The sequence below is a fragment of the Bacillus cereus group sp. Bc010 genome, assembly GCF_027716745.1.
GTDB lineage: Bacteria > Bacillota > Bacilli > Bacillales > Bacillaceae_G > Bacillus_A > Bacillus_A pacificus.
Genome location: NZ_JAQFUY010000002.1, coordinates 393,642 through 419,424, shown reverse-complemented (window position 1 = coordinate 419,424; position 25,783 = coordinate 393,642). Strand labels below are relative to the sequence as shown.

Below are 25,783 nucleotides of genomic sequence, written 5' to 3'. Positions count from 1 at the left end.
ATAAAGTGAAGTTTCGAATGATTGGACAGTTTATCCTGTATGCAAAGAGGTGCGGATAATACTGTCCTTTCATGTAAGATTAAATCTATCGGAAAACTTGTATTATTTTTTGTCAAATATTGAGATATTATGTTAAAATATAAGAGCGTAGAAAGCGCTTTAAAAAATGATTCAGGGGTCATTTCATAACTCAAGGGGGAACTAATCATGCGTATCGGTATTCCAACAGAAATTAAAAACAATGAAAACCGCGTGGCAATGACGCCAGCGGGAGCAGTACATTTAGTACAAAATGGTCATGAAGTTTTTGTTCAAAAAGGAGCAGGTTTAGGATCTGGCTTTACGGATGAAGAATACGTACAAGCTGGTGCAAAACTTGTTGAAACTGCTGAAGAAGCATGGAATCAAGATATGGTTATGAAGGTAAAAGAGCCAGTTGCAAGTGAATACGGCTATTTCCGTGAAGGTTTAATTTTATTCACATACTTACACTTAGCTCCAGAACCAGAATTAACGAAAGCATTAATTGATAACAAAGTTGTATCAATTGCATACGAAACAGTACAATTAGACAATCGTTCACTGCCATTACTTGCACCTATGAGTGAAGTAGCTGGTCGTATGTCTGCACAAATTGGTGCACAATTCCTTGAAAAAAACAAAGGTGGTAAAGGTATTTTACTGGCAGGCGTTCCAGGGGTAAAACGCGGCAAAGTAACAATTATCGGCGGTGGTCAAGCTGGTACAAACGCAGCGAAGATTGCAGTAGGTTTAGGTGCAGATGTAACAATCATCGACTTAAGTGCAGAACGTCTTCGTCAATTAGATGACATTTTCGGTAACCAAGTAAAAACGTTAATGTCTAATCCATACAACATCGCAGAAGCTGTAAAAGAATCTGACCTTGTTATTGGTGCAGTATTAATCCCAGGTGCAAAAGCGCCAAAACTTGTAACAGAAGAAATGATTCAATCAATGGAGCCAGGTTCTGTCGTTGTAGATATCGCGATTGACCAAGGTGGTATTTTTGAAACAACTGACCGTATTACAACTCATGACAACCCGACTTACGAAAAACATGGCGTTGTTCATTATGCAGTTGCTAATATGCCAGGTGCGGTTCCACGTACATCAACTCTTGCATTAACAAACGTAACAGTACCATATGCAGTACAAATTGCGAACAAAGGCTACAAAGAAGCTTGCCTAGGCAACACTGCATTATTAAAAGGTATTAACACATTAGATGGATATGTAACATTCGAAGCAGTTGCAGAAGCTCACGGCTTACAATACGCTGATGCGAAAGAGCTACTTGAAAAAGCTCCTGCTTTATCATAATAGAAATACATGTAAGCCCCTCCTTACGCAAGGAGGGGCTTTTTGTTTAGATTAATTGTCTAGTTTCTTTACAATTTTCAATCCAAACATCATTGTAAAGAAAAGAATGCCGAACAAGTAATATAAGGCATACTCAACTCGTATCATCGAGTTTTTGTCAGTGATATATAAAATAAATAGTATCGCAGATCCGACTAAATGAGAGAGACCGAAAATTTGTGCCATAAGTTTTAAACTCATCTTCTCGATTCTTTCATCCATTTCGGGTAAGGGATATTTCTCTGCATCGTTCTTTTTTTTTCTTAAAGAATATTCGTTTCACTACGAATAGTATCAAGGAGAAGAGTATGTATACGCCAGCGAATAAAAGGACAGAACTAATCTTTTCTTCGTCATTACTATTGAAATAAAGAAGAGCTGAACCTAACAGCAAAATGGTAAGATGCGAAATGAACTTTTGATTAAAAGTATTTTTCATTCTTTTTCCTCCCCAGTTTTATCTAATTGAAATAAATCTTCTACTTTACAGTTGAAAAACTCACATAATTTCAATGCTAATTCTAAACTTGGGTTGTATTTGTTTTTTTCGATAGCGATGAGGGATTGTCTAGTGATTTGAACAGAGGAAGCTAATTGTTCTTGGGTGATGTCTCTAACGACGCGGAATTGTTTTACCTTATTTTTAATCAAATATACAAAGTCTCCTTTTTGTAAATTTGTTACATTTATTATATCCATTTTTAGGTAATAAGTAAATAAAACTTTACAAAAAGTAAATAAAACTTTACGTGAAATATAGCTTGTTATAATGTTATTTTTTGTGATAATTTGGAATTAAATGAAAAATGAAAGTCAAAAGAGGGGATTGGGTGGGAAGTAAAAAGAGGAGGAAAAAGCAAGCAAAGAGACAAGAGTATATAAAGAAAAAACAGGAACAGAACATACCTCTTTCTAAAAAAATAGTCATTATGATAGAGAAAACATTTCGGTATATTTGTATGTTCTTGTACGTAATTTTTTGTGTGTTTTTATGCGGAATGGTTAAAAGTTTGGGGATCACCCCTAATTTTATTGAAGGTATTTTTGGCGTTACACTTGTTATGGTAGAAGGAATCTTATTCTTTATATTATTTAATAAAGTATGGCCTAGTCATGAAAGTAAGAAAGATAAGCAAAGAAAAATGAGCAAAAAATCTTCATACGCCTCAAGTTCATCAAGTGGATTCGGTGACTACAGTAGCAGTGATTGTAGTAGCTCAAGTGATGGCGGAGGAGATTGCGGAGGCGGTGGAGATTAAATTAGTTTTTTCAGAAGAACGATTAATGAAAGGGTGGGACGAAATATGGAGACTGTGAATTTATTAGAATTAACAAAAGACATTCAAGATCAACATAAAAACTTCGTCGTTTCAAATGTAAATAGTCATTGCCTACGAATTGCTGTATTTACTGGTGAATACGATTGGCACTATCATTCTAATTCGGATGAATTATTTATTGTACTAGAGGGAGAATTACTTATCGATTTTGAAGATGGAGAAACAGCGGTTTTAAAGCCGAATGATTCTATCTTAATTCCAGCATGCACGATTCATAGAACGAGAGCATTAAAGAGAACGGTAAATCTTTGTTTTGAAAATATAGAGGCGGATACGATTAAAGTGGAGCAATTATGAAAAAATTATCTGTAGCCGAGTATAGAAAAATCCTTCCGATTTTAGAAAGTCATACAAAAACGACGACGTTTGCTTATGCGGTATGTGATCAAGTAATAGATGGTGAGGTTTTTGTAAACGAGAAGTTAACAGCAGGACTAATTCGTACAGCGAATGGCATTTATTATGTATTTGGTCATACGGATGATCAAAATTATAACGAAGATTTATTTTCGTTTATAAAAAAGGCTATTGAAAAAACAGAGAAGAGATTTACATTGTTCACTTCGAGTGACGAGTGGGAAATGATGATTGACGAGCGTTTTAGTCATGTACTTCGGGACATTCCGCGAATGAAATTTCAAAGTGTAACCTTTGAAGGGAGAAAACGAGATTGTAACAAAAATACATATGAAGTGAAGCGTATTGATAGAAGAGATATAGAACGAAGCAGTGAATTTACAGAGGAGTATTACAAAGAATATTGGGGATCAAAAGAAACATTTTTAAACGGTGGTTTTGGATTTTGTATAGAACAAGAGGGAATGATTGTAGCGGAATGTGTTTCAATATTTAGTGGGAATGGATTCGCTGAAATTGATATTGTGACGCATAAAGCATATCAAGGGAAAGGATTAGCCCAAGCTGTTGCAACACGGTTCATTGAACATTGCATGCAAAATGATATTACACCGTGCTGGGATTGTTATGTAGACAATATTTCTTCGCGAAAATTAGCTAGCAAATTAAGTTTTCATAATCCAATAGAATATAGATTATTTGTACGGAAGAAAACGGGGGAATAAAAATGAATGTGGAATTAACGAGATTTAAAGTAAAGCCTGGTAAAAGTCATCGTGTAGATGAATGGATGCAGCTTCTTAATGACAATATGAAAGAAGTACTTTTGACATTAAACGACGAAAAGATGTACGTTGAGACAATTTTCCGGGAAATAAGAGATGGAGAAGAGTACTTATATTGGTATTCTGTGCAAGGAGAAGGCGGGGCTCTTGTCGAAAATTCTCATCATGAAATTGATAAAAAGCATTTGGAATTTTGGTATGAATGTATTGATGAAGAAGCACCCGCTGTTGATATGAAAACAGAAGTCGTTATGATTCAAGAAGTTGTGAAGGATGCGATGAAATAATAGATTGGTATTTTGTAACCGTAACATGGTCATCTTTTTGGTTGGAATATATATTATTGGAGATGCTGTAGGATGAGAATTAATAATAAATATATCACTCTCGATGAAATAGAAATAGTAAGAGAACCTTTAAATAAATTGCATGAATATCATAACAATAAATCAAAATATTTTTCTGGTGATTATCCAAGAATGACATTTGAGGAACGTATTGAAAATTATAAACAAAATTCAAAGTACGGAGAATATAGAATTGAATTATTAGTTGAGTCGGAAACAGATGATATATTAGGATTTTGTATAGCGTATAGTAAAAGAGCAAGTGGGAAGATTGAAGTTTTATTCGTTGATGAAAAATACCGAAGAAACGGATTTGGTTTGAAATTAATGAATAGTGCAGTGGAATGGTTTAAAGCGAAGAAGATAGATGAAATTGAATTAACAGTAGTGTACGGAAATGAAGCTGTATCGTTTTATGAAAAGCTGGGGTTTTATCCTCGTTCAATTATTATGGCGACTAAGTCATAACTATAGTGTGAGGAGAGATGAGTGGGAGTTTTTGTTTCAAAAAATGATTCATATGTTACTAAAGTATATGCGTAGAGCACATCAAAATAGATGTGCTTTTTATTATAATAAACATTTAGAAAGCTGTATTTAGATATCTTTAAGTGAAAATAAAAGGGGATATCACGAATCTTTTAGGACAAACTATAAAGAAATAAAAAACACAAAACCAAAAGACCTACCAATATACGGTGTAGTCGTAACAGGAAAAACAGAGGATTTACAAAGTTTACAAGGAGCACCATATATTAAGGCTGCTGTTAGAGGTGTAACAGTTGAGAAATATTAATTACAGTCTATTAATGTGAATAATCAGAAAATTTATGGTATACTATGTGAAAAGGAGGTTTATATGAGGCAAATACATGGAGCAATTTATATTTACATAACAATGTTTTTCGTGGCAATATCTTATGGATTAGGGCACGTGTATTCGCATCCTATACTAACTTTTTTAAGCGGAGCATGTATGGCGTTTGCGCTTCTTGTCCACCTTTTCTCAGTTTGGATCGTGAAATTTCAATTAAATATTAGTGAAATAGAAGAAGGCACTTTTTAAGTGGCCTTCTTTTTTTTATAATATTTTGGAAGTTCTTGTAGCAATTTTTCAACTTCACATTCAGTTTCTTCACATATAGAAAGCTTGCGCAGTCTGAAAAATAAGCTGCGTAAGAAAGATTTTATGTTCCCATATAGAAACTCGTACGATTCAATATGTAATGTTTGTTTTTTGACGGGTAATTGAGCCACTAATTCATGAAGGGCTAATAGTAGTTTCTGTAATTGCGTGTGTAAAAGGTATTCCTTTTTGATGAAATGATAAAAAGTAGAGTAAATAAGTTTGTCTCTTAAATAGCTATCAGTAACACCGATATGTTTAAGCATTTTGGAATTTAAAGAATCCATGTTAATTGTATTATCCATTACGTAATTATTATTACGAAGTTCTTCTAACTGTTGTTGTAACATATAAATCTCCTATTTTAGAAAAATCTGTATCCTTACAGCATAATAAGAGGAAGAAATAGACAATAAAGTGAAACTTTAATCAGTGGGGGCATCCCAAACTGATTATTAGTTGAACCAATCCGGGATCTTACTGCCCGTTAATGCGGGATAAATAAGTGCATTTGAATGGAGGGGCATGATGAAGAGAGCATTATTCTTTTTCATTAGTATTTTCTTTTTAGGGAGTTGTTCGATTTGGTATGTTACTTTTTCAAGCGAGAGCAAAAGTTGGACGGGGCAATATAAAGGATATATTAAGGATGACAGTGAAGATGGAATGTTTAAGTTTCAGTATAAGGGCGGAGATGGAAATACAGAATTCAAAAATTTGGAGATTTCTATTAGTGAAGCGTTTCGTACAATGACACAAACGTCAGAAGTTCATAAAGGAGCAAGGGTTGAAATGAAATCTTCTTGTGTAAGTTGCGCGCCTCTATCTAAAGATGAACCGATAGAGATTGTGATTAAATGGGATGATAAGTATGAGGAGAAGATGGTTTTAAAGCGGAAATAGAAAAAGGCAGCACTCAAGCTGCCTTTTTGTTATTTTACAAATTGTAATTCTTTCGGGAATTTTGTTAAACTTTCTGATCCGTCTTTTGTGATGTAAATATCATCTTCAATACGAACGCCACCTACGTTTGGTACGTAAATACCTGGCTCGATTGTGAAGACCATACCTTCTTTTAATGGAGATTCGTTACCAGCTTTTACATCTGGGTATTCGTGCACGCTAATTCCAAGTCCGTGACCAAGGCGGTGCGGGAAGAAGTCGCCGTAACCTGCATCTGCGATAACAGAACGAGCAGCGTTGTCGATTGCGCCAAGTGTAACACCTGGTTTACATGCTTCAACTGCTTGTAGTTGTCCAGCAAGTACAGTGTTATAAATGCGAGTTTGTTCTTCAGAAATGTCACCGAATGCTACTGTACGTGTAATGTCAGAGCAATAACCATCAATGATTACGCCTAAATCAAATAGTACGAAATCGCCGCGTTTCATTTTGTTTGCACCTGGAATACCGTGTGGAAGGGCAGAGTTTGCACCTGCTAATACCATCGTATCAAATGACATTTTATGTATGCCTTCTGTTTTTAATTCGTGTTCAATAATTGCTAATACTTCTAGTTCGCTACGATCTTCTTTAATTGCATTTACACCAACTTCAACAGCATAGTCTGCCATTTTAGCTGCTTCGCGTAAAATAGAAAGTTCTTTTTCGTCTTTAATTAAACGAAGTTCACGAACTTTTTCCTCAGCTGACGTGAAAGCTGCATTTGGGAATAGTTTTGTTAATTCTTCGTAGCGCTCTACGTTTAAATGTTCTTTTTCAATTGCAACTGCATTTGCATTGATACCGCGGTCTTTAATTGCTTTTGCAATCATATCCCATGGTCTGTCAGTATCAGTAAAACCGATAATTTCATGTGCCCAGCCAGCGTTACGTGCTTGGCCTTCTTCCATTTTAGGGCAAATTAAAATAGGTTCTTTCTCTTGGAATACAAACATACCAAGAAGTCTTTCGTGTGGTTCACAGTGGAAGTTTGTCATGTAGAAGACGTTCGGTGTAGAAGTTAAGAATGCAGCTTCAACGTTTTTTTCTTTTAGCCATTGCATTAAATTTTCTAATCTAGCATTCATCGATTGGCACCCCCGAGATATTTAATTACAACTATAACTTTAACTCGGAAGAAAGCGTTATGACAAGTAAATCGATGTTAGAAAAGACAGGGAATTGAAAAATCATGTAGAATAAAAAGTGAGAATGTAATAAGGGGAGGAATGTAATAATGAAAGTATCTTATCATGGGCATTCAGTTGTAAAGATTGAAACGAATGGAAAAGTAATTTTAATTGATCCGTTTTTAACAGGAAATCCGAAAACAGATTTAAAGGCTGAAGATGTAAAAGTAGATGCGATTCTTTTATCGCATGGACATGGTGATCATGTTGGAGATACAGTAGAGCTTGCGAAGAAAAATAATGCAGTTGTAGTGGCACCATTTGAACTAGCGACATTTTTAAATTGGCAAGGTGTAAAAACACATCCGATGCATATTGGTGGTTCACATGAATTTGACTTCGGAAAAGTGAAGTTTACACAAGCATTCCACGGCTCTAGTTATATTGATGAAGAAAATAAGACGATTACATATACAGGTATGCCAGCGGGTATTTTATTTACAGCAGAAGAGAAGACTTTGTACCATGCAGGGGATACCGCTCTATTCTCTGATATGAAATTAATTGGGGAATTAAATAACATTGATGTAGCATTTTTACCAATTGGTGATAATTTCACAATGGGACCAGAAGATGCTGTTTTAGCAGCAAAATGGGTTCAGGCGAAAACTGTTGTACCGATGCATTACAATACGTTCCCAGTAATTGAACAAGATCCATATCAATTTGTAGAAAAGCTACAAAATTGTACAGGGAAAGTATTAGAAGCTGGAGAAAGTATTACACTATAGAAAAGAAACCCTTCATTTGAAAAGACAAGTGAAGGGTTTTTTACGTGTGTAGAACAGCTTGTAAAGGTTGTACTTGTTTTGATGATTCTTTTCTTTTTGGAAGTGGCTGTTCAGGTGTTTCATTCAATTCCATTGCAACTTTTTTCCCGTCTACGAAAGCTAAAAATACAGCACCTACAACTTCTAATAATTTTTTCATCATGTATCCGCTCCTTTGTTTTATTTCTTGTCTTCATTGTATATGGAAGCGGCTGGACAAACTATCGAACGAGATGACAATACCATTACATTGTTGTAATGGAAGCGGTGGTGTAATGTAAGGCGTATTTTGTTATAAAAAAAATAGTACAGATATATAAAGAGAGAGTGTAACAGTTTTGAAAATATAGTATACTGAAAATACAACACATGAAGAATTTAGGGAAAAGAAAGTATGGTGAAACCATTTGGCTACCAAGCATAACCAAATTTTAGAACATATTAATAGCCTGCCAGTAGGGCATAAAATTTCTGTAAGGCAAATTGCAAAAGATTTGAGTGTAAGTGAAGGTACAGCTTATCGTGCAATTAAAGATGCAGAAAATAAAGGGTATGTTAGTACGATTGAACGTGTCGGAACAATTCGAATTGAACAAAAGAAGAAAGAAAATATTGAAAAGCTGACATATGCAGAAGTCGTTAACATTGTCGATGGTCAAGTACTTGGAGGCAGAGAAGGACTACATAAAACGTTAAATAAATTCGTAATCGGAGCAATGAAATTAGAAGCGATGATGCGCTATACAGAAGCTGGAAACTTACTTATTGTCGGTAATCGTACGAACGCACATCAACTAGCGTTAGAAACTGGAGCTGCGGTGTTAATTACGGGCGGATTTGATACGGAAGATCATGTGAAGAAATTAGCAGATGAATTAAAACTGCCGATTATTTCAAGTAGTTACGATACATTTACAGTTGCAACATTAATTAACCGTGCGATTTACGATCAGCTTATTAAGAAAGAAATTGTACTCGTTGAAGATATTTTAACGCCAATTGAAGAAACGTTATATTTAAAGCCAGATGATACAGTGCAGCAATGGCATGCGTATAACGAAGAGACGATGCACGGAAGATATCCGATTGTTGATGAAAATAAAAAGGTATTAGGTATTGTAACTTCAAAAGATATGATCGGTGTAGCGAAAGAAACACCAATTGATAAAGTGATGACAAAGCATCCGATTACGGTAAATGGAAAAATGTCTGTCGCAGCTGCGGCGCGTATGATGGTATGGGAAGGTATTGAGTTACTTCCTGTTGTTGATGAAGGAAATAAGTTGCAAGGTATTATTAGCCGTCAAGATGTACTTCAGGCGTTGCAAATGATTCAGCGTCAACCGCAAGTCGGCGAAACAATCGATGATATTGTAACGAATCAATTTATGACGCCGAAAGAAGCGAAAAATGAACACTTATATCAATTTTCAGTGACACCGCAAATGACGAATTCAATCGGAACGCTATCTTACGGTGTATTCGCAACGATTGTGACGGAAGCAACGAATCGCGTTATTCGTGCGCAAAAGAAGAGTGATTTAATTGTTGAGAATTTAACAATCTATTTCGTAAAACCAGTTCAAATTGACAATGTTGTATCCGTTCATCCGAAAGTATTAGAAATTGGACGTAAATTTGGTAAGGTTGATGTAGAAGTACATCATGAAGGTAATGTTGTTGGAAAAGCATTGCTTATGGTGCAGTTAATTGATAAATAAGAAGATGGAGCAAGCCGCTTTGGTTTGTTCCATTTTTTTTAGAACGCTACAATACTACAATAGGGAGTTTGTAAATTTAGTTTGCAATCGAATCTATCGCGTTCTGTTTCATATTCATAAGTATGTGCACGCAATCGTTTGAAGATGCTTGAACAATAATTGTGGAGGTGTCGAATGGGAGTAATAATTCTCTTTTTAGGGGTAGTATTTGCAATAACTTTTCATGTGTTAACACATAGAAGAATGGATATAAAGAAAAAGAAATTGTATGTAGTAAGTTTGATTTTCGCTATTGTTTGTTCCTTTATCTCTACAGCTGGAGAAAATAAGGGCGATTTTCTATACTTTGGTGTACCAGCTGAAACATTTGTTTATTATGGCGGATGGGAAATTTCGTTTCATCCCTTAGGCTTTTTCTTTAACTTTATTTTGTTTTATTTTGTTTTGAATTTATTATTTAAGCTACGTAAGGGCTCGGGTAGAGAAGTAAAAAAATAGCAGGATATGTATCGGTACGGATAGAAAATTGGTGATTACTCGATAAGAAAGTTTAAGCTATTAATTATTACTATGCTTCACTATACGAACTAGGGGGATAGGAATGGATTTTCACACTAAAAAATGGTTATGTAAGCAATATAATTTAAATAGTTTTACGAAAGTTTCATTGTTGCATGGGGGAGAAAATCAAACATATATATTTGAATCGGACAAAAATAAATTTGTAGTGAGGCAGTATAGAGAAGGTCGTTATACAGCCGAGCAAATAGAAGCTGAAATACATTGGTTAATAGCAATACAAAAACAAATGTTAGTACCAGAAGTAGTTGTAAATAAAGATGGTGACTGGGTCACACCTGTTATGAAAGATGAGGGAAGTATCCAGTATTTTGTTGTCTTTAGGTTTATAAATGGAAATGAAATTATAGAACCAAAGGATAAAGATTATGAAAAACTTGGATCATTCATGCGAAAGTTTCATGAAAAAACAAATGGAGTGCTTAAAAGTGTGCCGCAAACTTGGAGGGGGTATGAAAGACCTATATATAGCGAGAAAAAGATGATTCATGAGCCTTTACAATGTTTATTACATGCTTCTTTTTTATCTTATGAGGATAAAAATAAATGCTTGAGAATTGCAGAAAGAATACAAGAACTTACAAACTCAATTCAATTGGGAGAAAAACAATTTGTTCACGGAGATATGCATTTTGGAAATATTCTTGTAGACAAAGAGGATTGGTATTTACTCGATTTTGATGAATGTGGATTTGGGTATAAAGAGTTTGATATTGGTGTTCCTAGATTGCATTTAATTGCTTCGGGACAGTTAGAAGAGGCATGGGGAAACTTCATGATGGGATATGGGGAAAATATTTCAGAATCAGCCATTCGACTTGGAGCTGCTTCAAGAATCTTTTATATGGCAGGGAAAATACCATTAAGACTTGATATTGAACCTATTAAAAAGAATCCTGATCATTTCATTCGCCGATATATTCAGTATGCGGAAGAGGAATTATGCGGTGAGACAATTGTCTGATAAAAAAACAGAATATTAATTCATTTAAATTTTAGACTATGGTATAATTATATTGTAAGAAAATGGATTTCTGGAAGGTGGTATGCATTATGTCATCAACAGTACTCTTTTTTGGTAGTATCGCACTATTTTACTTCGTTGTGATGATACCAATTCAATATTTATACTTACAAGGTTTACATGAAAAAAAGAAAAAAACAGGATTATCTCAGCGAGAGCTATATGAAAAAATGTCTTTTGGGGAAGAACAATTACACCTTCATGTGCAAGGCAACCCATTCAATATCCCTTCTGCGTTTGTTGCATATATGATTTTAAAAGTTAGAGGACGTAAAAAAGCATCACAATGTTGATGCTTTTTTACGTTGTTTCATAGACTTCGGCTTCTTCAACTGCTAATGGTAAGAAATGTTTATATTGGCGAAATCCATTAAATACACTTGCACTACCAAATAGAACAAATAAAACACCAACGATAATACGAGCGGTTGAAAGTTCTAAAAAGAATTGGTTTATCCCGAAGAATAAGACGAATGAACCGAGTGCCATTGCGGATTTTCCTGAGAGCCAACCTTTCTCCATTGGGCGGTTTGTACGAAAGTATTTTGTTTTGTAGAAGAGATACAACATAAATGAGACGATAATACAGAAGACTAATACTGGCATCATGCACACTCCCATCGTTTTATGAAAAATAATAGTGGAGAAAAAAGAAATATCTAAACTTTCTAACTTTTATTATAAAGCAATTGTTCGCATGTATGAAATACTTTCCGTTATAATGGAGAATAAAGTGAGACTTTCATTAGTGTGGGGATGTTTCCGCGCGCTAATGATTAGCCTACATTTATTGGGCTTTTACTGCACGTTGAAGTGAAGAAGTTGAATAAAAAGGAGATTATACATATGCATGAGCAAATTTTAGGAGCAATTAAAGAGTTTGATACAATTATTATTCATCGTCATGTGCGTCCGGATCCAGATGCGTTAGGTTCACAAGGCGGTCTTAGTACAATTCTACAAGAATCGTTTCCAGAGAAAAATATTTATACGGTTGGGTACAATGAACCGTCATTAGCATATTTACGAGTAATGGATGAGATTGAAGATAGTGTATACGAAAATGCGCTTGTTATCGTTTGTGATACAGCAAATCAAGAACGTGTTGACGATCAACGCTATACAAAAGGGAAGATGTTAATCAAAATTGATCATCATCCAAATGAAGATCCATACGGAGACATTACGTGGGTAGATACGACAGCGAGTTCTACAAGCGAAATGATTTATGAGTTTTATAATTATGGAAAAGATAAAGGATTACAAATAACGAAAGAAGCAGCTCGTCTTATTTTAGCAGGTATTGTTGGGGATACAGGTCGTTTCTTATTCCCGAATACAACAGCGAAAACACTTCGTTACGTAAGTGAGCTTGTTGATATGGATGTGAAATTCACAGATTTATACAATGAAATGTATAAAACAAAAGAAAAAATCGCTCGTTTAAACGGTTATATTTTACAAAACTTTACGATGGTAGAAGAAGGAGCAGCTTACATTAAATTAACGAAAGAAGTATTAGAAAAGTTTGATGTACTTCCTTCTGAGGCATCTGGCGTTGTTGGAGCACTTGGTAATATTGATGGATTAAAGGCATGGGTTCTATTTTTAGAGGAAGACGATGTGATTCGTGTTCGCCTTCGTTCAAAAGGACCAGTTATAAATAAATTAGCAATGCAATATAACGGTGGAGGACATCCGATGGCTTCTGGTGCAAAAGCATCTTCTTGGGAAGAAGCGGATCGTCTATTTGCTGATTTACGTGAGATTTGTAAATAAGAAATTATATGTTAGAACGAAAAGAAGGAGTGGCGCTAAAGCCCTCCTTCTTTATCCCGCTTTAATGGGCAGTAAGACCCCCACCTCAAATTTCAGCGAAAGCAAAGAAGTTAGGTGAGGATCAACTGCCCATAAAAGCCCGATTGGTTCAACTAATAATCAGTGGGGGATGAAGAAAACCCCCACTGGTTAAAGTTTCACTTTATTTTTCTTTCTCTATCGTAATGCTAATTTCAAGCACGGTATCAAAAGATATTGTATCGACTTTAAAACGGTATAGCCGATCGTAATGTTTGTATGTCTTGTTTTCGATTACTTTTTTGAGTAGGTCTTTATTTTTTGCGATACTTTGTATGTTTTTCGTTAAAAGATGCTGGAGGTCATTATGGATAGATGTAGTCATATTTTCGAGTGTAAGGTTGTCTAAATCGTATTTTTCTCGATTTATAAGTTTTATTTTAATCTCTTGAATGGTTAAGAGCCGTTTATTTTCAGTATTCAATTTTTCTTGATCTTCGAGAAGGACGTGGAGCTTTGCTTCTTGTTTTTCTATAATTTCTCTTTGTTCTGCTATTTTACTAGCTTGTTCTTCTTGAAAAACACCGTATATGTACAAAAAAATAAACCAGCTCAACACACCTCCAACAGCAGCGCCAGCTAAAACTAAGTACCATCTTTTCGCTGTATTGGCACTTGGTACTCTCATACATGCTCCTGCGTTAGCCATTTAATAATAATAAGACCAGTTTGCATACCACCTGTTGCGAAAAAAATAAGGAGAATTTGTTTTACGATATCTTTCATATCCCCGCCAAAGAAACTTCTTTCAAAACTATAAAACGTATCAAATGTTCCGCCAATCGCTGCAACGAGTGCCCAAATTCTTAAATTTTGGGCGAATTGATTAATGTAAGTGAGAGTTGGTTTTCCGATAAGAAATGCACCAAATCCACCAATTAATGAACCACCAAGTATAACCCCAAAGGCAATAAAATAACTAATAATAAGCAGAGAGAAAAAAGTGTGTTCTCTTACATCCATCGTCATTCCCCTTTCTTCTTCATATATATGGACAAAGTATAAGAAGTATGTTTTGATTTCCTCTTTCCTCTTCACCTATAATAAAAGTAGTCAAATAGGTAAAGAGAGGGTACAACAGTGAAGTTTGTGCATTTACAATGTCAAACCGTTTTTAGTTTATTAAAAAGTGCTTGTAAAATTGATGAACTTGTAGTTAGGGCGAAAGAGCTCGGTTATTCATCACTTGCTATTACGGATGAAAATGTGATGTATGGCGTTATTCCGTTTTATAAAGCATGTAAGAAACATGGTATACATCCTATTATCGGCTTAACAGCTTCTATTTTTAGTGAAGAAGAAGAAAAGTCTTATCCGCTTGTCTTACTTGCTGAAAATGAAATAGGTTATCAAAATTTATTAAAGATCTCTAGTAGCATTATGACGAAGTCAAAAGAAGGTATTCCTAAGAAATGGCTTGCACATTATGCGAAAGGATTAATTGCTATTTCACCAGGTAAAGATGGGGAAATCGAACAATTATTATTAGAAGACAAAGAGAGTCAAGCTGAAGAAGTAGCTCGTATGTATCAAAATATGTTCGGCAATTTTTATATGAGTTTACAGCATCATGCGATTCAAGATGAACTGCTTCTGCAAGAGAAATTACCTGCATTTATAAGTAAGATAAATATTCCAGTCGTCGCAACAAACGATGTACGCTACATCAATCAAAGTGACGCACTTGTTCATGAATGCTTATTATCTGTTGAAAGTGGAACGAAAATGACGGATCCAGATAGGCCGAGGCTGAAAACAGATCAATATTATTTAAAATCATCAGATGAAATGGAAGCACTATTTTCTCACGTAGAAGAAGCGATTTATAACACAGTAGAAATTGCAGAACGTTGCAGAGTAGAAATACCGTTTCATGTAAATCAATTACCGAAATTCCCTGTTCCATCTAACGAAACGAATGATATGTATTTACGCCGCGTTTGTGAAGAAGGATTGCAGAAACGTTATGGTACGCCGAAAGAAGTACATATAAAGCGTTTGAATCATGAATTAAACGTGATTTCTAGCATGGGGTTTAGTGATTATTTCCTCATTGTCTGGGATTTTATGAAGTACGCGCATGAAAATCATATTTTAACAGGACCAGGTCGTGGATCGGCGGCTGGCTCACTCGTTTCTTACGTATTAGAAATTACAGATATTGATCCAATTGAATACGATCTATTATTTGAAAGATTTTTAAACCCCGAACGTGTGACACTTCCAGATATTGATATCGATTTTCCAGATATAAGACGTGATGAGATGATTCGATATGTGAAAGATAAATATGGTCAGCTTCGTGTTGCTCAAATTGTAACGTTCGGGACGCTGGCAGCGAAAGCGGCAATTAGAGATATTGCGCGTGTAATGGGGCTTCCGCCACGAGATATCGACATATTTTCAAAACTTATCCCATCAAAGCTTGGCATAACGTTAAAAGATGCATATGAGGAATCGCAATCACTCCGGGAGTTTATACAAGGAAACCTTTTGCATGAGCGTGTGTTTGAAATTGCAAAACGTGTAGAAGGCTTACCACGTCATACGTCTATTCATGCAGCTGGCGTTATTATGAGCCAAGAGCCATTAACCGGAAGTGTTGCAATTCAAGAAGGGCATAACGATGTATATGTTACGCAATACCCAGCTGATGCATTAGAAGAACTTGGGTTGCTCAAGATGGACTTTTTAGGATTACGGAATTTAACGTTACTTGAAAATATTATAAAGTTTATCGTGCAAAAAACAGGAAAAGAAATCGATATAAGAAATTTACCACTGCAAGATGAAAAGACATTCCAATTGTTAGGTAGAGGGGATACAACAGGTGTATTCCAGCTTGAATCAGGTGGTATGCGAAATGTACTTCGCGGGTTAAAGCCGAATGAATTTGAAGATATTGTTGCTGTTAACTCGTTATATAGACCAGGACCGATGGAGCAAATTCCAACCTTTATTGAATCAAAGCATGGAAAAAGAAAAATTGAATATTTACATCCGGACTTAAAACCGATTTTAGAAAGAACATACGGTGTAATTGTATACCAAGAACAAATTATGCAAATTGCGTCGAAGTTGGCGGGCTTCTCGCTCGGAGAAGCAGATTTATTACGCCGTGCAGTGAGTAAAAAAAATCGTGATATTTTAGATCAGGAACGTAAGCATTTTGTGCAAGGTTGTTTACAAAATGGTTATGACGAGACATCTGCAGAGAAAATTTACGATTTAATTGTAAGATTTGCAAATTACGGCTTTAACCGAAGTCACGCTGTAGCCTACAGTATGATTGGATATCAGCTTGCCTACTTAAAAGCGAATTATACGCTGGAATTTATGACGGCACTATTATCGAGTGCAATTGGAAATGAAGATAAGATTGTGCAGTATATACGCGAAACGAAGCGAAAAGGTTTTCATGTTTTGCCGCCGTCTCTTCAGAGAAGTGGTTACAATTTCCAAATAGAAGGAAATGCGATACGTTACAGCTTACTTTCCATTCGAAACATCGGAATGGCTACAGTGACAGCATTAATCGAAGAACGAGAGAAAAAAATGTTTGAAGATTTATTTGAATTTTGTCTGCGCATGCCATCAAAGTTTGTAACGGAGCGAAATTTAGAGGCGTTCGTCTGGTCTGGATGTTTTGATGATTTTGGTGTTTCGAGAACGAATTTATGGAAAAGTCTTAAAGGAGCGTTAGAGTATGCCAATCTTGCACGTGATTTAGGAGATGCTGTTCCGAAATCAAAATACGTACAAGGAGAAGAGCTCTCTTTTATTGAACAGTTAAATAAAGAGAAGGAAGTACTAGGTTTTTATTTATCAAGCTATCCGACAGCGCAGTATGTGAAGTTAGCGAAAGAATTAGAAATTCCAACTCTCGCTCAGGCGATGCGACATAAGAAAAAAGTACAAAGAGCTATCGTGTACATAACAAGCGTGAGAGTGATTCGTACGAAAAAGTTGCAAAAGATGGCATTTATTACATTTTGTGATCAAAATGATGAAATGGAAGCAGTTCTTTTCCCCGAGACGTATATACATTTCTCAGATAAGTTACAAGAAGGAGCAATTGTTTTAGTTGACGGCATGATTGAGCTTAGAAATCATAAGCTGCAATGGATTGTAAATGGACTATATCCGTTAGAAGAAATGGATGTGTATGAAGGAAAAAAAGATGCGTCTGTTTACGTGAAATTGCCGTCTCAATATGAGAAAAAGCTTTTAAATCAGGTTACTAAAATATTGTTTGACTATTCGGGTTTTGCGAAAGTACTAATTTATTATGAAAAGGAACATAAAATGGTACAATTATCTCGAAGTTTATCGATTCATCCAAGTGAAGAATGTTTAGGAGCACTTCGTGAAATTGTCGGGGAAGAAAATGTGGTTGTGAAAATATAATGGACAATTTCCCTACACTTCGATTATTATAGTAGTAGTGTTCGTGGTCAGACCACTTGGAGAAATTGATATCAGCAAGAATAATTTGAGGAGAGTGGATAGTTTGTCAACACTTCGTGAAGAAGCACTTCACATGCATAAAGTGCATCAAGGAAAATTAGAAACTGTATCAAAAGTAAAAGTAGAAAATGCAAAAGATTTAAGTCTTGCATATTCTCCAGGGGTTGCAGAACCTTGTAAAGAAATTTATGACGATAAAAGTAAGGTATATGAATATACGATGAAGGGAAATATGGTAGCAGTTGTGACTGATGGAACGGCTGTACTTGGTCTTGGTAACATCGGACCAGAAGCATCTCTTCCAGTAATGGAAGGTAAAGCTGTATTATTCAAGAGCTTTGCTGGTGTAGATGCATTCCCAATTGCCTTAAATACAAACGATGTAGATAAAATTGTTGAAACTGTAAAATTAATGGAGCCAACTTTTGGCGGCGTTAACTTAGAGGATATCGCAGCACCAAACTGCTTCATTATTGAAGAACGTTTGAAAAAAGAAACAAATATTCCTATCTTCCATGATGATCAACACGGAACAGCTATCGTAACAGTAGCAGGTCTTGTGAACGCGCTAAAATTAGTTGGAAAGAAAATGTCTGACATTAAAGTTGTCGCAAATGGCGCAGGTGCAGCAGGTATTGCAATTATTAAACTTTTATATCGCTATGGCGTACGCGACATTATTATGTGTGACCGTAAAGGCGCGATCTATGAAGGTCGTCCTACAGGTATGAATCCGGTGAAGGATGAAGTGGCAAAATATACAAATAAGAATCGTATCGAAGGTTCTTTAGCTGATGTTGTACAAGGTGCGGACGTATTCATTGGTGTATCTGCAGAAGGTGCATTAACAGAAGAGATGGTTCGTACAATGAATGACGATGCAATTATTTTTGCAATGGCGAATCCAGTTCCAGAAATTATGCCAGAATTGGCAAAAGCAGCGGGCGCAGCTGTTGTTGGAACAGGTCGTTCTGACTTCGCAAACCAAGTAAATAATGTACTAGCGTTCCCTGGTATTTTCCGCGGTGCACTTGACGTACATGCGACACAAATTAACGAAGAAATGAAGATGGCAGCTGTACAAGCTATTGCTGAGCTTGTAGCAGAAGATGAGTTAAATGCAGACTATATCATTCCAGCACCGTTTGACGCGCGTGTAGCGCCTCAAGTAGCAGCTTACGTTGCGAAAGCTGCAATGGAGACAGGAGTAGCTCGCCGTCAAGTAGATCCAAATGAAGTTGCTGAGAAAACAAAACAATTAGCGCTGATTGGTAAAGAATAAGCGAGGAATTTCCATTGACATCATCAAATACAAAAGTATATCTCGAAATTGTAAAAAAAATCCGTTCCATTATGGAAGAGGATGGATTGGTAGCAGGGGATCGTTTGCCGTCTGAGCGTGAGTTAAGTTCACGTTTAAACGTAGGACGTTCCTCTGTAAGAGAAGCGTTGCGTGCTTTAGAACTTGTAGGATTAATTGAAACGAGACGTGGTGAAGGGACGTTTATTCGAAACTTTTACGATAACGGTCTTGTACAATTGATTGCTCCGTTCTTGCTGCAAGATGAGAAAACAATTCGTGATTTATTACAAACAAAACGATTGCTTGAGAAAGATATGATTCGAATTGTATGTAATTTACCGAAAGAAACGTTTTCTAAAGTGCTAAGTAAATTACATCAAGTGCTTGAAGGAAATGAAAACTCAGTTCCAATGCTTCACCAAACGTTCTTTAAAACACTTATTGAACAAGTCGATAATTATTTACTATATCGCATTTGGATGATCGTAAATGATTACGTATCAACTCTTTCTTGTAAAGTTTCAGGAGATTCTATCGATATGTATAGAAAGCTTTACGCTATTTTGGAAGAAAAACAAGAAAATGATGCACTAAAAATTTACGATGAATTAGTAGAGAATATACAGTTTCACTCGTAATGTATAAAATTTGTCGAAATGACCATGACACGTTATGACAAACATTCTATCGCGTAGCGGTTAAAGTTAAACGTAAAGAGTGAGGTTATTAGACAGATTGAGAAGATAAGGCTAACATCAAACTTTGGTGTTAGCCCAATTTTCTTCTTACGCTAACCTTAGCTCTCAACGAAGGGGGTCAAATTGTGCTAAGAGATTTATTCGTGAAAAAGAAAAAGTACGCTGCAATACCTTCAGAACAAGTACGAAAAGATGTACCAGACGGCGTTATGACAAAATGTCCGAAATGTAAAAAAATCATGTATACGAAAGAGCTTCTAAAAAATTTAAAAGTATGTGTGAATTGTGGATATCATCATCCTATGAATGCATGGGAACGTCTTGATAGTATATTGGACGAAGGGTCATTCCGTGAGTATGACAAAGAAATGGTTTCATTAAATCCACTCGAGTTTCCAGGATATGAAGAGAAACTAGAGAGCGATCGTAAAAAGACTGAATTGAACGAAGCGGTTGTAACTGGTGAAGGAACAATTGATGACATGCTTGTTGTTGTTGCAGTAATGGATTCTCGTTTTCGAATGGGGAGCATGGGCTCTGTTGTAGGAGAAAAAATTGCCCGTGCGGTTGAAAAGGCGTACGACTTACAAGTTCCATTTATTATCTTTACTGCTTCGGGTGGTGCTCGTATGCAAGAAGGGATATTAAGTTTAATGCAAATGGCAAAAACAAGCGTAGCTTTGAAAAAGCATAGTAATGCAGGAGGATTATTTATTTCTGTTATGACTCACCCAACGACGGGCGGGGTTTCAGCGAGTTTCGCTTCACTTGGTGATTATAATCTTGCAGAACCAGGGGCGCTGATCGGATTTGCTGGTAGACGTGTAATTGAACAAACGGTGCGTGAGAAACTACCGGAAGATTTCCAAACGGCAGAATTCTTACTAGAACATGGTCAATTAGATGCGGTGGTACATCGTGATGATATGAGAGAATCGCTTCGTAAGATTTTAGAAGTTCATCAAGGAGGGGAAATGGCTGTATGGCAGAGCTAGAATTTGAGAAACCAGTTGTTGAGCTAAGAAATAAGATTCGTGAACTGAAAGACTATACGAAAAACAGCCAGATGGACTTCAGTGAGGAGATTCGTATTTTGGAAGACAAGCTAGAAAATTTAGAGGAAGATATATACGGCAATATGAAAGTGTGGGACCGTGTTCAAATTGCTCGTCATGCAGAACGACCGACAACGCTCGATTATATTGAGCACTTATTTACTGATTTTTTTGAATGTCATGGAGATCGTCTATTTGGCGATGATGCAGCGATTGTCGGCGGCATTGCGAAGTATAAAGGGATGCCTGTAACTGTAATCGGGCATCAACGCGGAAAAGATACGAAAGAAAATATTCGCCGTAATTTTGGGATGCCTCACCCAGAAGGATATCGAAAAGCATTGCGTTTAATGAAGCAGGCGGAAAAGTTCAACCGTCCAATTATTTGTTTTATTGATACAAAAGGAGCTTATCCTGGTAAAGCTGCTGAAGAACGTGGTCAAAGTGAAGCTATCGCCCGCAATTTATTCGAAATGGCAGGCTTAACGGTGCCTGTTATTTGTATCGTTATCGGCGAAGGTGGTAGTGGTGGTGCACTAGGTCTTGGAGTAGGAGATTACATTCATATGCTAGAAAATTCCACTTATTCTGTTATTACGCCAGAGGGTGCAGCGGCAATTCTTTGGAAAGATGCAGGAAAAGCAAAGGAAGCTGCAGAGGCGATGAGAATTACAGCAGCAGATTTGAAAGAATTAGGTGTAATTGACGAAATTATTCCAGAGACAAAGGGTGGAGCACACCGTAATATTTTGAAACAATCAGAAAATATAGATTTAATGCTAGGGAAAACTTTTGAACAATTAAACGGAATTTCGAAAGATGAATTAATCGAAAAACGTTATGAAAAATATATGAAAATTGGGCAAGTTTCGTTTTCAAACGCTTCCATTTGGATAAAATAAGAAAAGCGTGCGTTCCACTTCGCGAATGCACGTTTTTATTATGAAAAGACACATCTTCTCCATTGTATTTTTATATTTTTTCGTGTTATTTTATTATAAGGCAAATAATCTTTATGAGGTGAGTACAAATGAAACGTATTGGTGTATTAACAAGTGGTGGAGATTCACCTGGTATGAATGCTGCCATTCGTGCAGTTGTTCGTAAAGCGATTTTCCATGATATTGAAGTATATGGTATTTACCATGGATACGCTGGATTAATTTCTGGTCACATTGAAAAATTAGAACTAGGTTCTGTTGGCGATATTATCCACCGCGGTGGTACGAAATTATATACAGCAAGATGTCCTGAGTTTAAAGACCCAGAAGTACGACTAAAAGGTATCGAGCAATTAAAGAAACACGGTATCGAAGGACTTGTTGTTATTGGTGGAGATGGTTCTTACCAAGGCGCTAAAAAATTAACTGAACAAGGATTCCCATGTGTTGGTGTACCAGGTACAATTGACAATGATATCCCTGGAACAGACTTCACAATTGGTTTCGATACAGCTTTAAACACTGTTATTGATGCAATTGATAAAATCCGTGACACAGCTACATCTCATGAACGTACATATGTTATCGAAGTAATGGGACGTCACGCTGGTGATATCGCATTATGGGCTGGTTTAGCTGATGGTGCGGAAACAATCTTAATTCCAGAAGAAGAGTATGACATGGAAGATGTTATCGCTCGTCTAAAGCGCGGTAGTGAACGTGGTAAAAAACACAGTATTATCGTTGTAGCTGAAGGTGTTGGAAGTGCAATTGACATCGGTAAGCACATTGAAGAAGCAACAAACTTTGATACTCGCGTAACTGTATTAGGTCACGTACAACGTGGTGGATCACCAAGTGCACAAGACCGTGTATTAGCAAGCCGTCTTGGTGCAAGAGCAGTTGAATTATTAATTGCTGGTAAAGGTGGACGTTGTGTAGGTATTCAAGATAACAAACTTGTTGATCATGATATTATCGAAGCGTTAGCTCAAAAGCATACAATCGATAAAGATATGTATCAATTATCTAAAGAATTATCCATCTAATCGGCGTAATGTCGGATATTTGGGAACGGTTTCATAATTTTCGGAGGTGCAATATGCGTAAAACTAAAATTGTATGTACTATAGGTCCTGCTAGTGAAAGTATTGAAAAATTAGAGCAATTAATCGAAGCAGGTATGAACGTTGCTCGTTTAAACTTCTCTCATGGTAGCCATGAAGAACACGGCGCTCGTATTAAAAACATTCGTGAAGCTTCAAAGAAAACTGGTAAAACAGTTGGTATCTTACTTGATACAAAAGGTCCAGAAATCCGTACTCACGACTTCGTAGACGGACAAGCTGAGCTTGTAACAGGTGCAGAAGTTGTTATTTCTACTGAGCAAGTATTAGGTACTGCAGAGAAGTTCTCTGTATCTTATGCTGGTCTTTATGACGATGTAAACCCAGGTTCTCGCATTCTAATCGATGATGGTCTTATCGAGCTAGAAGTAATCGAAAAAGCTGACGGAAACATCCGTACAAAAGTTCTTAACAGCGGAACTGTAAAAAATAAAAAAGGTGTTAACGTACCAAACGTAAGCATTAAGCTTCCTGGTATCACTGAAAAAGACGTAAAAGATATCATCTTCGGTATCGAGCAAAAAGTTGATTTCATCGCAGCTTCATTCGTACGTAAAGCAGCTGACGTATTAGAAATCCGTGAATTACTAGAAGAGCATAACGCTCAATACATCCAAATCGTACCAAAAATCGAAAACCAAGAGGGTATCGACAATATCGATTCAATCTTAGAAGTTTCTGACGGTTTAATGGTAGCTCGTGGTGACATGGGTGTAGAAATTCCGCCAGAAGAAGTACCATTAGTACAAAAACGTCTAATCAAAAAATGTAACGTGTTAGGTAAACCAGTTATTACTGCAACACAAATGTTAGATTCTATGCAACGTAACCCACGTCCAACTCGTGCGGAAGCAAGTGACGTAGCTAACGCAATCTTCGATGGTACAGACGCAATCATGCTTTCAGGTGAAACAGCTGCTGGACAATACCCAGTAGAAGCAGTAACAATGATGGCTAACATTGCAGTACGTGTTGAAAAATCATTACAATATGAAGATATGTTCAAAAAACGTATTAAAGAGTTCACTCCAACAATTACAGATGCAATTAGCCAATCTGTTGCGCATACAGCACTTGCTCTTGATGTAGCTGCAATCGTAGCTCCAACAGAAAGTGGATATACTGCGAAAATGATCTCTAAATACCGTCCAAAATCTCCAATCGTAGCTGTAACATCTGACGAGCAAGTAGGACGTCGTCTTGCGCTTGTTTGGGGTGTACAAGCATTTATGGCTGAGAAGCGCGCAGCTTCTACTGACGAAATGTTAGATACAGCGATTCAAACAGGTATGGATGCAGGTCTAATCGGACTTGGAGACACTGTAGTAATCACTGCTGGTGTACCAGTTGCTGAAACTGGTACAACAAACTTAATGAAAATCCACGTTGTTGGTGAAGAAGTTGCTAAAGGACAAGGAATCGGTCGTAAAGCTGCAAAAGGTAAAGTAGTTGTAGCGAAAACAGCTGCTGAAGCTGTAGCGAACGTAAACGAAGGTGATATCCTTGTTACAACAAGCACTGATAAAGATATGATCCCTGCAATCGAAAAAGCTGCTGCTCTAGTTGTAGAAGAAGGCGGTCTAACAAGCCATGCGGCTGTTGTAGGTGTATCAATCGGTATTCCTGTTATCGTTGGTGTAAACGGCGTAACAGCAACTTTAAAAAATGGCCAAGAAGTAACAGTTGATGCAGCACGCGGAATTGTTTATAATGGACATGCGGAAGTGCTATAAGTAATACGGAGAGAAGGATCGGAGTCCTTCTCTTTTTTTTACACAAAAATGAGGTAAAATTAGCTTAAAACGTCTGAAATTGCTTTTAAAAGCTATTTATTATGAAGTTTGATGGGAAAGTGCGTTTGGCTTTTATATGGTGTATATGGACGTTGTGAGGGTGTTTAAAGTGATGGGATATGAAAGGAGTGTAGAACTATGAAGTGGTTACTATTCTTGTTTATTTTAATACCGGCTATTGAGATTACAGTCTTAATTGGGTCGAGTCATGTAATAGGTTTGTGGTCTACGTTCGCTATGATCGTATTTACAGGCGTTGTAGGTGTATATTTGGCGAAAAGACAAGGCTTTAAAGTGCTTGGAGAGATTCAATCTAAGTTGAATAGAGGAGAAATGCCAGGAGCAGCGGTTTTAGATGGTATTTTTATCTTTGTAGGAGGTATTCTTTTGGTGCTTCCTGGATATGTAACGGATATAATAGGTTTCATCTTTGTTGTCCCTATGACGAGGGCTTTATTGAAGCCGTTTGTTATGAAGTGGATGGAATGGAAGTTTAGAAAAAACTCAACTATTATTGTGCAGAAATAGTGCTTAGATTATAGCGATCTAAGCACTATTTTTTTGTCTGTAAAAGGATGAGAGGGTGGTTAAAATTCAGTTAATGAAAGATGTGTTTTAACATGCGGCGAATGTGACAGTTAATAATCGATGGGGATAGGATCCTTGTAGATTAAAGTTTTACTTTGTTGTGTATTTTTTCGATTGGATATGTGATTTGGGGAGTTGTTAACTCTGAATTAGTGTGTTTAAAGTGGGAATCTGAACTTAAGATTGTTTTTGTATGTAAAAAAGAATGAATTGGAATGAAAAAAGTTAAATAAGAATAGGCAAACGGTCAGTTTAAGTCTCATTTTATGCCATTTTGTATATTTATTCATTTACATAAAAAGTAATAAATGTAAGTAATAATTATAATGATAACAGAATAAATATGTAAAAACACCACGAAATATGCGTTTTTTATGCAAAAAAACAAGAGGA

29 protein-coding genes and 2 pseudogenes are annotated in these 25,783 nt (G+C 36.3%); 23 read left to right on the top strand and 8 right to left on the bottom strand.

Translation table 11 applies throughout. The features are described 5' to 3' along the window. Positions 1–207 precede the first annotated feature (207 nt). On the top strand, positions 208–1,341 hold the full coding sequence (gene ald, locus PDQ68_RS05215) for an alanine dehydrogenase (RefSeq protein WP_016718657.1): 1,134 nt from the start codon (positions 208–210) through the stop codon (positions 1,339–1,341). A 51-nt stretch (positions 1,342–1,392) separates the two neighbouring features. On the opposite strand, the pseudogene PDQ68_RS05210 reads toward ald, so the two are convergent. Further along, a pseudogene (locus PDQ68_RS05210) lies at positions 1,393–1,819 on the bottom strand (hypothetical protein). Then, complete coding sequence (locus PDQ68_RS05205) at positions 1,816–2,079, bottom strand: helix-turn-helix transcriptional regulator (RefSeq protein WP_002003636.1); 264 nt, start codon at positions 2,077–2,079, stop codon at positions 1,816–1,818. The pseudogene PDQ68_RS05210 and the gene PDQ68_RS05205 overlap by 4 nt, the downstream one beginning before the upstream one ends. 131 nt (positions 2,080–2,210) lie before the next feature. On the opposite strand from PDQ68_RS05205, the gene PDQ68_RS05200 reads away from it, so the two are divergent. From PDQ68_RS05200 to PDQ68_RS05170, 7 genes and pseudogenes are all read left to right on the top strand, one after another. Then, the gene (locus tag PDQ68_RS05200; RefSeq protein ID WP_061183837.1) at positions 2,211–2,639 is read left to right on the top strand and encodes a hypothetical protein; all 429 of its coding nucleotides are present in this window, start codon (positions 2,211–2,213) and stop codon (positions 2,637–2,639) included. Between the two features lie 45 nt (positions 2,640–2,684). Continuing rightward, positions 2,685–3,017 carry a cupin domain-containing protein gene (locus PDQ68_RS05195; protein ID WP_000450952.1) on the top strand — a complete coding sequence of 111 codons (333 nt, stop codon included), beginning with the start codon at positions 2,685–2,687 and terminating at the stop codon, positions 3,015–3,017. Continuing rightward, positions 3,014–3,802: a GNAT family N-acetyltransferase gene (locus PDQ68_RS05190; RefSeq protein WP_061183838.1), complete on the top strand. Its 789-nt coding sequence runs from the start codon at positions 3,014–3,016 to the stop codon at positions 3,800–3,802. The genes PDQ68_RS05195 and PDQ68_RS05190 overlap by 4 nt, the downstream gene beginning before the upstream one ends. A gap of 2 nt (positions 3,803–3,804) precedes the next feature. Then, the gene (locus PDQ68_RS05185) at positions 3,805–4,149 is read left to right on the top strand and encodes a DUF6176 family protein (protein WP_016718654.1); all 345 of its coding nucleotides are present in this window, start codon (positions 3,805–3,807) and stop codon (positions 4,147–4,149) included. 72 nt (positions 4,150–4,221) lie between these two features. After that, positions 4,222–4,677 carry a GNAT family N-acetyltransferase gene (locus PDQ68_RS05180; RefSeq protein ID WP_001222303.1) on the top strand — a complete coding sequence of 152 codons (456 nt, stop codon included), beginning with the start codon at positions 4,222–4,224 and terminating at the stop codon, positions 4,675–4,677. A gap of 136 nt (positions 4,678–4,813) precedes the next feature. Beyond that, positions 4,814–5,005: pseudogene (locus PDQ68_RS05175) on the top strand (anti sigma factor C-terminal domain-containing protein); the annotation flags it as partial. 63 nt (positions 5,006–5,068) lie between these two features. Beyond that, positions 5,069–5,275 carry a hypothetical protein gene (locus PDQ68_RS05170; RefSeq protein ID WP_001248905.1) on the top strand — a complete coding sequence of 69 codons (207 nt, stop codon included), beginning with the start codon at positions 5,069–5,071 and terminating at the stop codon, positions 5,273–5,275. Here PDQ68_RS05170 and PDQ68_RS05165 read toward each other — a convergent pair. Then, positions 5,272–5,685: a hypothetical protein gene (locus PDQ68_RS05165; RefSeq protein ID WP_016718653.1), complete on the bottom strand. Its 414-nt coding sequence runs from the start codon at positions 5,683–5,685 to the stop codon at positions 5,272–5,274. The two genes, PDQ68_RS05170 and PDQ68_RS05165, sit on opposite strands and share 4 nt — an antisense overlap. Positions 5,686–5,863: 178 nt before the next feature. Here PDQ68_RS05165 and PDQ68_RS05160 point away from each other — a divergent pair, with 178 nt between their 5' ends. Further along, a complete protein-coding gene (locus PDQ68_RS05160; RefSeq protein ID WP_061183839.1) occupies positions 5,864–6,238 on the top strand; it encodes a hypothetical protein in 375 nt (124 codons plus the stop codon). Positions 6,239–6,267: 29 nt separating this feature from the next. Here PDQ68_RS05160 and pepQ read toward each other — a convergent pair whose 3' ends face one another. Next, entirely contained in the window at positions 6,268–7,365 is a 1,098-nt protein-coding gene (gene pepQ / locus PDQ68_RS05155) for a Xaa-Pro dipeptidase (protein WP_061183840.1), read from the bottom strand. Between the two features lie 149 nt (positions 7,366–7,514). On the opposite strand from pepQ, the gene PDQ68_RS05150 reads away from it, so the two are divergent. After that, positions 7,515–8,198 carry a metal-dependent hydrolase gene (locus tag PDQ68_RS05150; protein ID WP_061183841.1) on the top strand — a complete coding sequence of 228 codons (684 nt, stop codon included), beginning with the start codon at positions 7,515–7,517 and terminating at the stop codon, positions 8,196–8,198. A 40-nt stretch (positions 8,199–8,238) separates the two neighbouring features. On the opposite strand, the gene PDQ68_RS05145 is transcribed toward PDQ68_RS05150, so the two are convergent. Next, a complete protein-coding gene (locus PDQ68_RS05145; RefSeq protein ID WP_000976302.1) occupies positions 8,239–8,400 on the bottom strand; it encodes a hypothetical protein in 162 nt (53 codons plus the stop codon). A 244-nt stretch (positions 8,401–8,644) separates the two neighbouring features. On the opposite strand from PDQ68_RS05145, the gene PDQ68_RS05140 reads away from it, so the two are divergent. The 4 genes from PDQ68_RS05140 (at position 8,645) to PDQ68_RS05125 (ending at position 11,854) form a co-directional block, all read left to right on the top strand. Next, entirely contained in the window at positions 8,645–9,958 is a 1,314-nt protein-coding gene (locus PDQ68_RS05140; RefSeq protein ID WP_000201583.1) for a CBS domain-containing protein, read from the top strand. A 174-nt stretch (positions 9,959–10,132) separates the two neighbouring features. Further along, on the top strand, positions 10,133–10,456 hold the full coding sequence (locus PDQ68_RS05135) for a hypothetical protein (protein ID WP_016718651.1): 324 nt from the start codon (positions 10,133–10,135) through the stop codon (positions 10,454–10,456). Between the two features lie 103 nt (positions 10,457–10,559). Further along, complete coding sequence (locus tag PDQ68_RS05130) at positions 10,560–11,501, top strand: phosphotransferase enzyme family protein (protein WP_016718650.1); 942 nt, start codon at positions 10,560–10,562, stop codon at positions 11,499–11,501. 89 nt (positions 11,502–11,590) lie between these two features. After that, a complete protein-coding gene (locus PDQ68_RS05125) occupies positions 11,591–11,854 on the top strand; it encodes a DUF3949 domain-containing protein (RefSeq protein WP_000099741.1) in 264 nt (87 codons plus the stop codon). Positions 11,855–11,861: 7 nt separating this feature from the next. On the opposite strand, the gene PDQ68_RS05120 is transcribed toward PDQ68_RS05125, so the two are convergent. Further along, the gene (locus tag PDQ68_RS05120) at positions 11,862–12,167 is read right to left on the bottom strand and encodes a YtpI family protein (protein WP_001144773.1); all 306 of its coding nucleotides are present in this window, start codon (positions 12,165–12,167) and stop codon (positions 11,862–11,864) included. Between the two features lie 240 nt (positions 12,168–12,407). Here PDQ68_RS05120 and PDQ68_RS05115 point away from each other — a divergent pair, with 240 nt between their 5' ends. Continuing rightward, positions 12,408–13,340, top strand: a complete 933-nt coding sequence (locus PDQ68_RS05115; RefSeq protein WP_000545151.1) for a DHH family phosphoesterase — start codon at positions 12,408–12,410, stop codon at positions 13,338–13,340. Positions 13,341–13,542: 202 nt separating this feature from the next. On the opposite strand, the gene ytrI is transcribed toward PDQ68_RS05115, so the two are convergent. Then, complete coding sequence (gene ytrI, locus PDQ68_RS05110; protein ID WP_001265736.1) at positions 13,543–14,046, bottom strand: sporulation membrane protein YtrI; 504 nt, start codon at positions 14,044–14,046, stop codon at positions 13,543–13,545. Continuing rightward, positions 14,043–14,456 (bottom strand): YtrH family sporulation protein, encoded by a 414-nt coding sequence (locus PDQ68_RS05105; RefSeq protein WP_001998397.1) that lies wholly within the window; start codon positions 14,454–14,456, stop codon positions 14,043–14,045. The genes ytrI and PDQ68_RS05105 overlap by 4 nt, the downstream gene beginning before the upstream one ends. Before the next feature lie 42 nt (positions 14,457–14,498). Here PDQ68_RS05105 and dnaE point away from each other — a divergent pair, with 42 nt between their 5' ends. The 8 genes from dnaE (at position 14,499) to PDQ68_RS05065 (ending at position 25,330) form a co-directional block, all read left to right on the top strand. Beyond that, positions 14,499–17,825: a DNA polymerase III subunit alpha gene (gene dnaE, locus PDQ68_RS05100; protein ID WP_000673748.1), complete on the top strand. Its 3,327-nt coding sequence runs from the start codon at positions 14,499–14,501 to the stop codon at positions 17,823–17,825. Between the two features lie 133 nt (positions 17,826–17,958). Next, on the top strand, positions 17,959–19,167 hold the full coding sequence (ystJ, locus tag PDQ68_RS05095; protein ID WP_011199012.1) for an NADP-dependent malic enzyme: 1,209 nt from the start codon (positions 17,959–17,961) through the stop codon (positions 19,165–19,167). A 14-nt stretch (positions 19,168–19,181) separates the two neighbouring features. Continuing rightward, positions 19,182–19,826, top strand: coding sequence for a FadR/GntR family transcriptional regulator (locus PDQ68_RS05090; RefSeq protein ID WP_000204442.1), 645 nt, complete (start codon positions 19,182–19,184; stop codon positions 19,824–19,826). Between the two features lie 185 nt (positions 19,827–20,011). Then, positions 20,012–20,881, top strand: coding sequence for an acetyl-CoA carboxylase, carboxyltransferase subunit beta (accD, locus tag PDQ68_RS05085; RefSeq protein ID WP_000942865.1), 870 nt, complete (start codon positions 20,012–20,014; stop codon positions 20,879–20,881). Further along, positions 20,869–21,843: an acetyl-CoA carboxylase carboxyl transferase subunit alpha gene (gene accA / locus PDQ68_RS05080; RefSeq protein ID WP_000818797.1), complete on the top strand. Its 975-nt coding sequence runs from the start codon at positions 20,869–20,871 to the stop codon at positions 21,841–21,843. The genes accD and accA overlap by 13 nt, the downstream gene beginning before the upstream one ends. A gap of 128 nt (positions 21,844–21,971) precedes the next feature. Further along, the gene (pfkA, locus tag PDQ68_RS05075) at positions 21,972–22,931 is read left to right on the top strand and encodes a 6-phosphofructokinase (protein ID WP_000821163.1); all 960 of its coding nucleotides are present in this window, start codon (positions 21,972–21,974) and stop codon (positions 22,929–22,931) included. Positions 22,932–22,984: 53 nt separating this feature from the next. Further along, positions 22,985–24,742 carry a pyruvate kinase gene (gene pyk, locus PDQ68_RS05070; RefSeq protein ID WP_001232661.1) on the top strand — a complete coding sequence of 586 codons (1,758 nt, stop codon included), beginning with the start codon at positions 22,985–22,987 and terminating at the stop codon, positions 24,740–24,742. A 198-nt stretch (positions 24,743–24,940) separates the two neighbouring features. Further along, positions 24,941–25,330, top strand: a complete 390-nt coding sequence (locus tag PDQ68_RS05065; RefSeq protein ID WP_000871625.1) for an FxsA family protein — start codon at positions 24,941–24,943, stop codon at positions 25,328–25,330. The last annotated feature ends 453 nt before the right edge of the window (positions 25,331–25,783 follow it).

Excerpts from the sequence above, each read along its gene's own strand:
- PDQ68_RS05190 (WP_061183838.1), top strand. The coding sequence starts at position 3,014 with ATGAAAAAATTATCTGTAGCCGAGTATAGAAAAATCCTTCCGATTTTA.
- accA (WP_000818797.1), top strand. The coding sequence starts at position 20,869 with ATGGCAGAGCTAGAATTTGAGAAACCAGTTGTTGAGCTAAGAAATAAG.
- PDQ68_RS05150 (WP_061183841.1), top strand. The coding sequence starts at position 7,515 with ATGAAAGTATCTTATCATGGGCATTCAGTTGTAAAGATTGAAACGAAT.
- PDQ68_RS05065 (WP_000871625.1), top strand. The coding sequence starts at position 24,941 with ATGAAGTGGTTACTATTCTTGTTTATTTTAATACCGGCTATTGAGATT.
- PDQ68_RS05185 (WP_016718654.1), top strand. The coding sequence starts at position 3,805 with ATGAATGTGGAATTAACGAGATTTAAAGTAAAGCCTGGTAAAAGTCAT.
- PDQ68_RS05195 (WP_000450952.1), top strand. The coding sequence starts at position 2,685 with ATGGAGACTGTGAATTTATTAGAATTAACAAAAGACATTCAAGATCAA.
- PDQ68_RS05125 (WP_000099741.1), top strand. The coding sequence starts at position 11,591 with ATGTCATCAACAGTACTCTTTTTTGGTAGTATCGCACTATTTTACTTC.
- ystJ (WP_011199012.1), top strand. The coding sequence starts at position 17,959 with ATGCATAAAGTGCATCAAGGAAAATTAGAAACTGTATCAAAAGTAAAA.
- ytrI (WP_001265736.1), bottom strand. The coding sequence starts at position 14,046 with ATGAGAGTACCAAGTGCCAATACAGCGAAAAGATGGTACTTAGTTTTA.
- pyk (WP_001232661.1), top strand. The coding sequence starts at position 22,985 with ATGCGTAAAACTAAAATTGTATGTACTATAGGTCCTGCTAGTGAAAGT.
- pfkA (WP_000821163.1), top strand. The coding sequence starts at position 21,972 with ATGAAACGTATTGGTGTATTAACAAGTGGTGGAGATTCACCTGGTATG.
- PDQ68_RS05115 (WP_000545151.1), top strand. The coding sequence starts at position 12,408 with ATGCATGAGCAAATTTTAGGAGCAATTAAAGAGTTTGATACAATTATT.
- PDQ68_RS05170 (WP_001248905.1), top strand. The coding sequence starts at position 5,069 with ATGAGGCAAATACATGGAGCAATTTATATTTACATAACAATGTTTTTC.
- PDQ68_RS05145 (WP_000976302.1), bottom strand. The coding sequence starts at position 8,400 with ATGATGAAAAAATTATTAGAAGTTGTAGGTGCTGTATTTTTAGCTTTC.
- PDQ68_RS05160 (WP_061183839.1), top strand. The coding sequence starts at position 5,864 with ATGAAGAGAGCATTATTCTTTTTCATTAGTATTTTCTTTTTAGGGAGT.
- PDQ68_RS05120 (WP_001144773.1), bottom strand. The coding sequence starts at position 12,167 with ATGCCAGTATTAGTCTTCTGTATTATCGTCTCATTTATGTTGTATCTC.
- PDQ68_RS05180 (WP_001222303.1), top strand. The coding sequence starts at position 4,222 with ATGAGAATTAATAATAAATATATCACTCTCGATGAAATAGAAATAGTA.
- PDQ68_RS05205 (WP_002003636.1), bottom strand. The coding sequence starts at position 2,079 with ATGGATATAATAAATGTAACAAATTTACAAAAAGGAGACTTTGTATAT.
- PDQ68_RS05130 (WP_016718650.1), top strand. The coding sequence starts at position 10,560 with ATGGATTTTCACACTAAAAAATGGTTATGTAAGCAATATAATTTAAAT.
- PDQ68_RS05165 (WP_016718653.1), bottom strand. The coding sequence starts at position 5,685 with ATGTTACAACAACAGTTAGAAGAACTTCGTAATAATAATTACGTAATG.
- pepQ (WP_061183840.1), bottom strand. The coding sequence starts at position 7,365 with ATGAATGCTAGATTAGAAAATTTAATGCAATGGCTAAAAGAAAAAAAC.
- ald (WP_016718657.1), top strand. The coding sequence starts at position 208 with ATGCGTATCGGTATTCCAACAGAAATTAAAAACAATGAAAACCGCGTG.
- PDQ68_RS05135 (WP_016718651.1), top strand. The coding sequence starts at position 10,133 with ATGGGAGTAATAATTCTCTTTTTAGGGGTAGTATTTGCAATAACTTTT.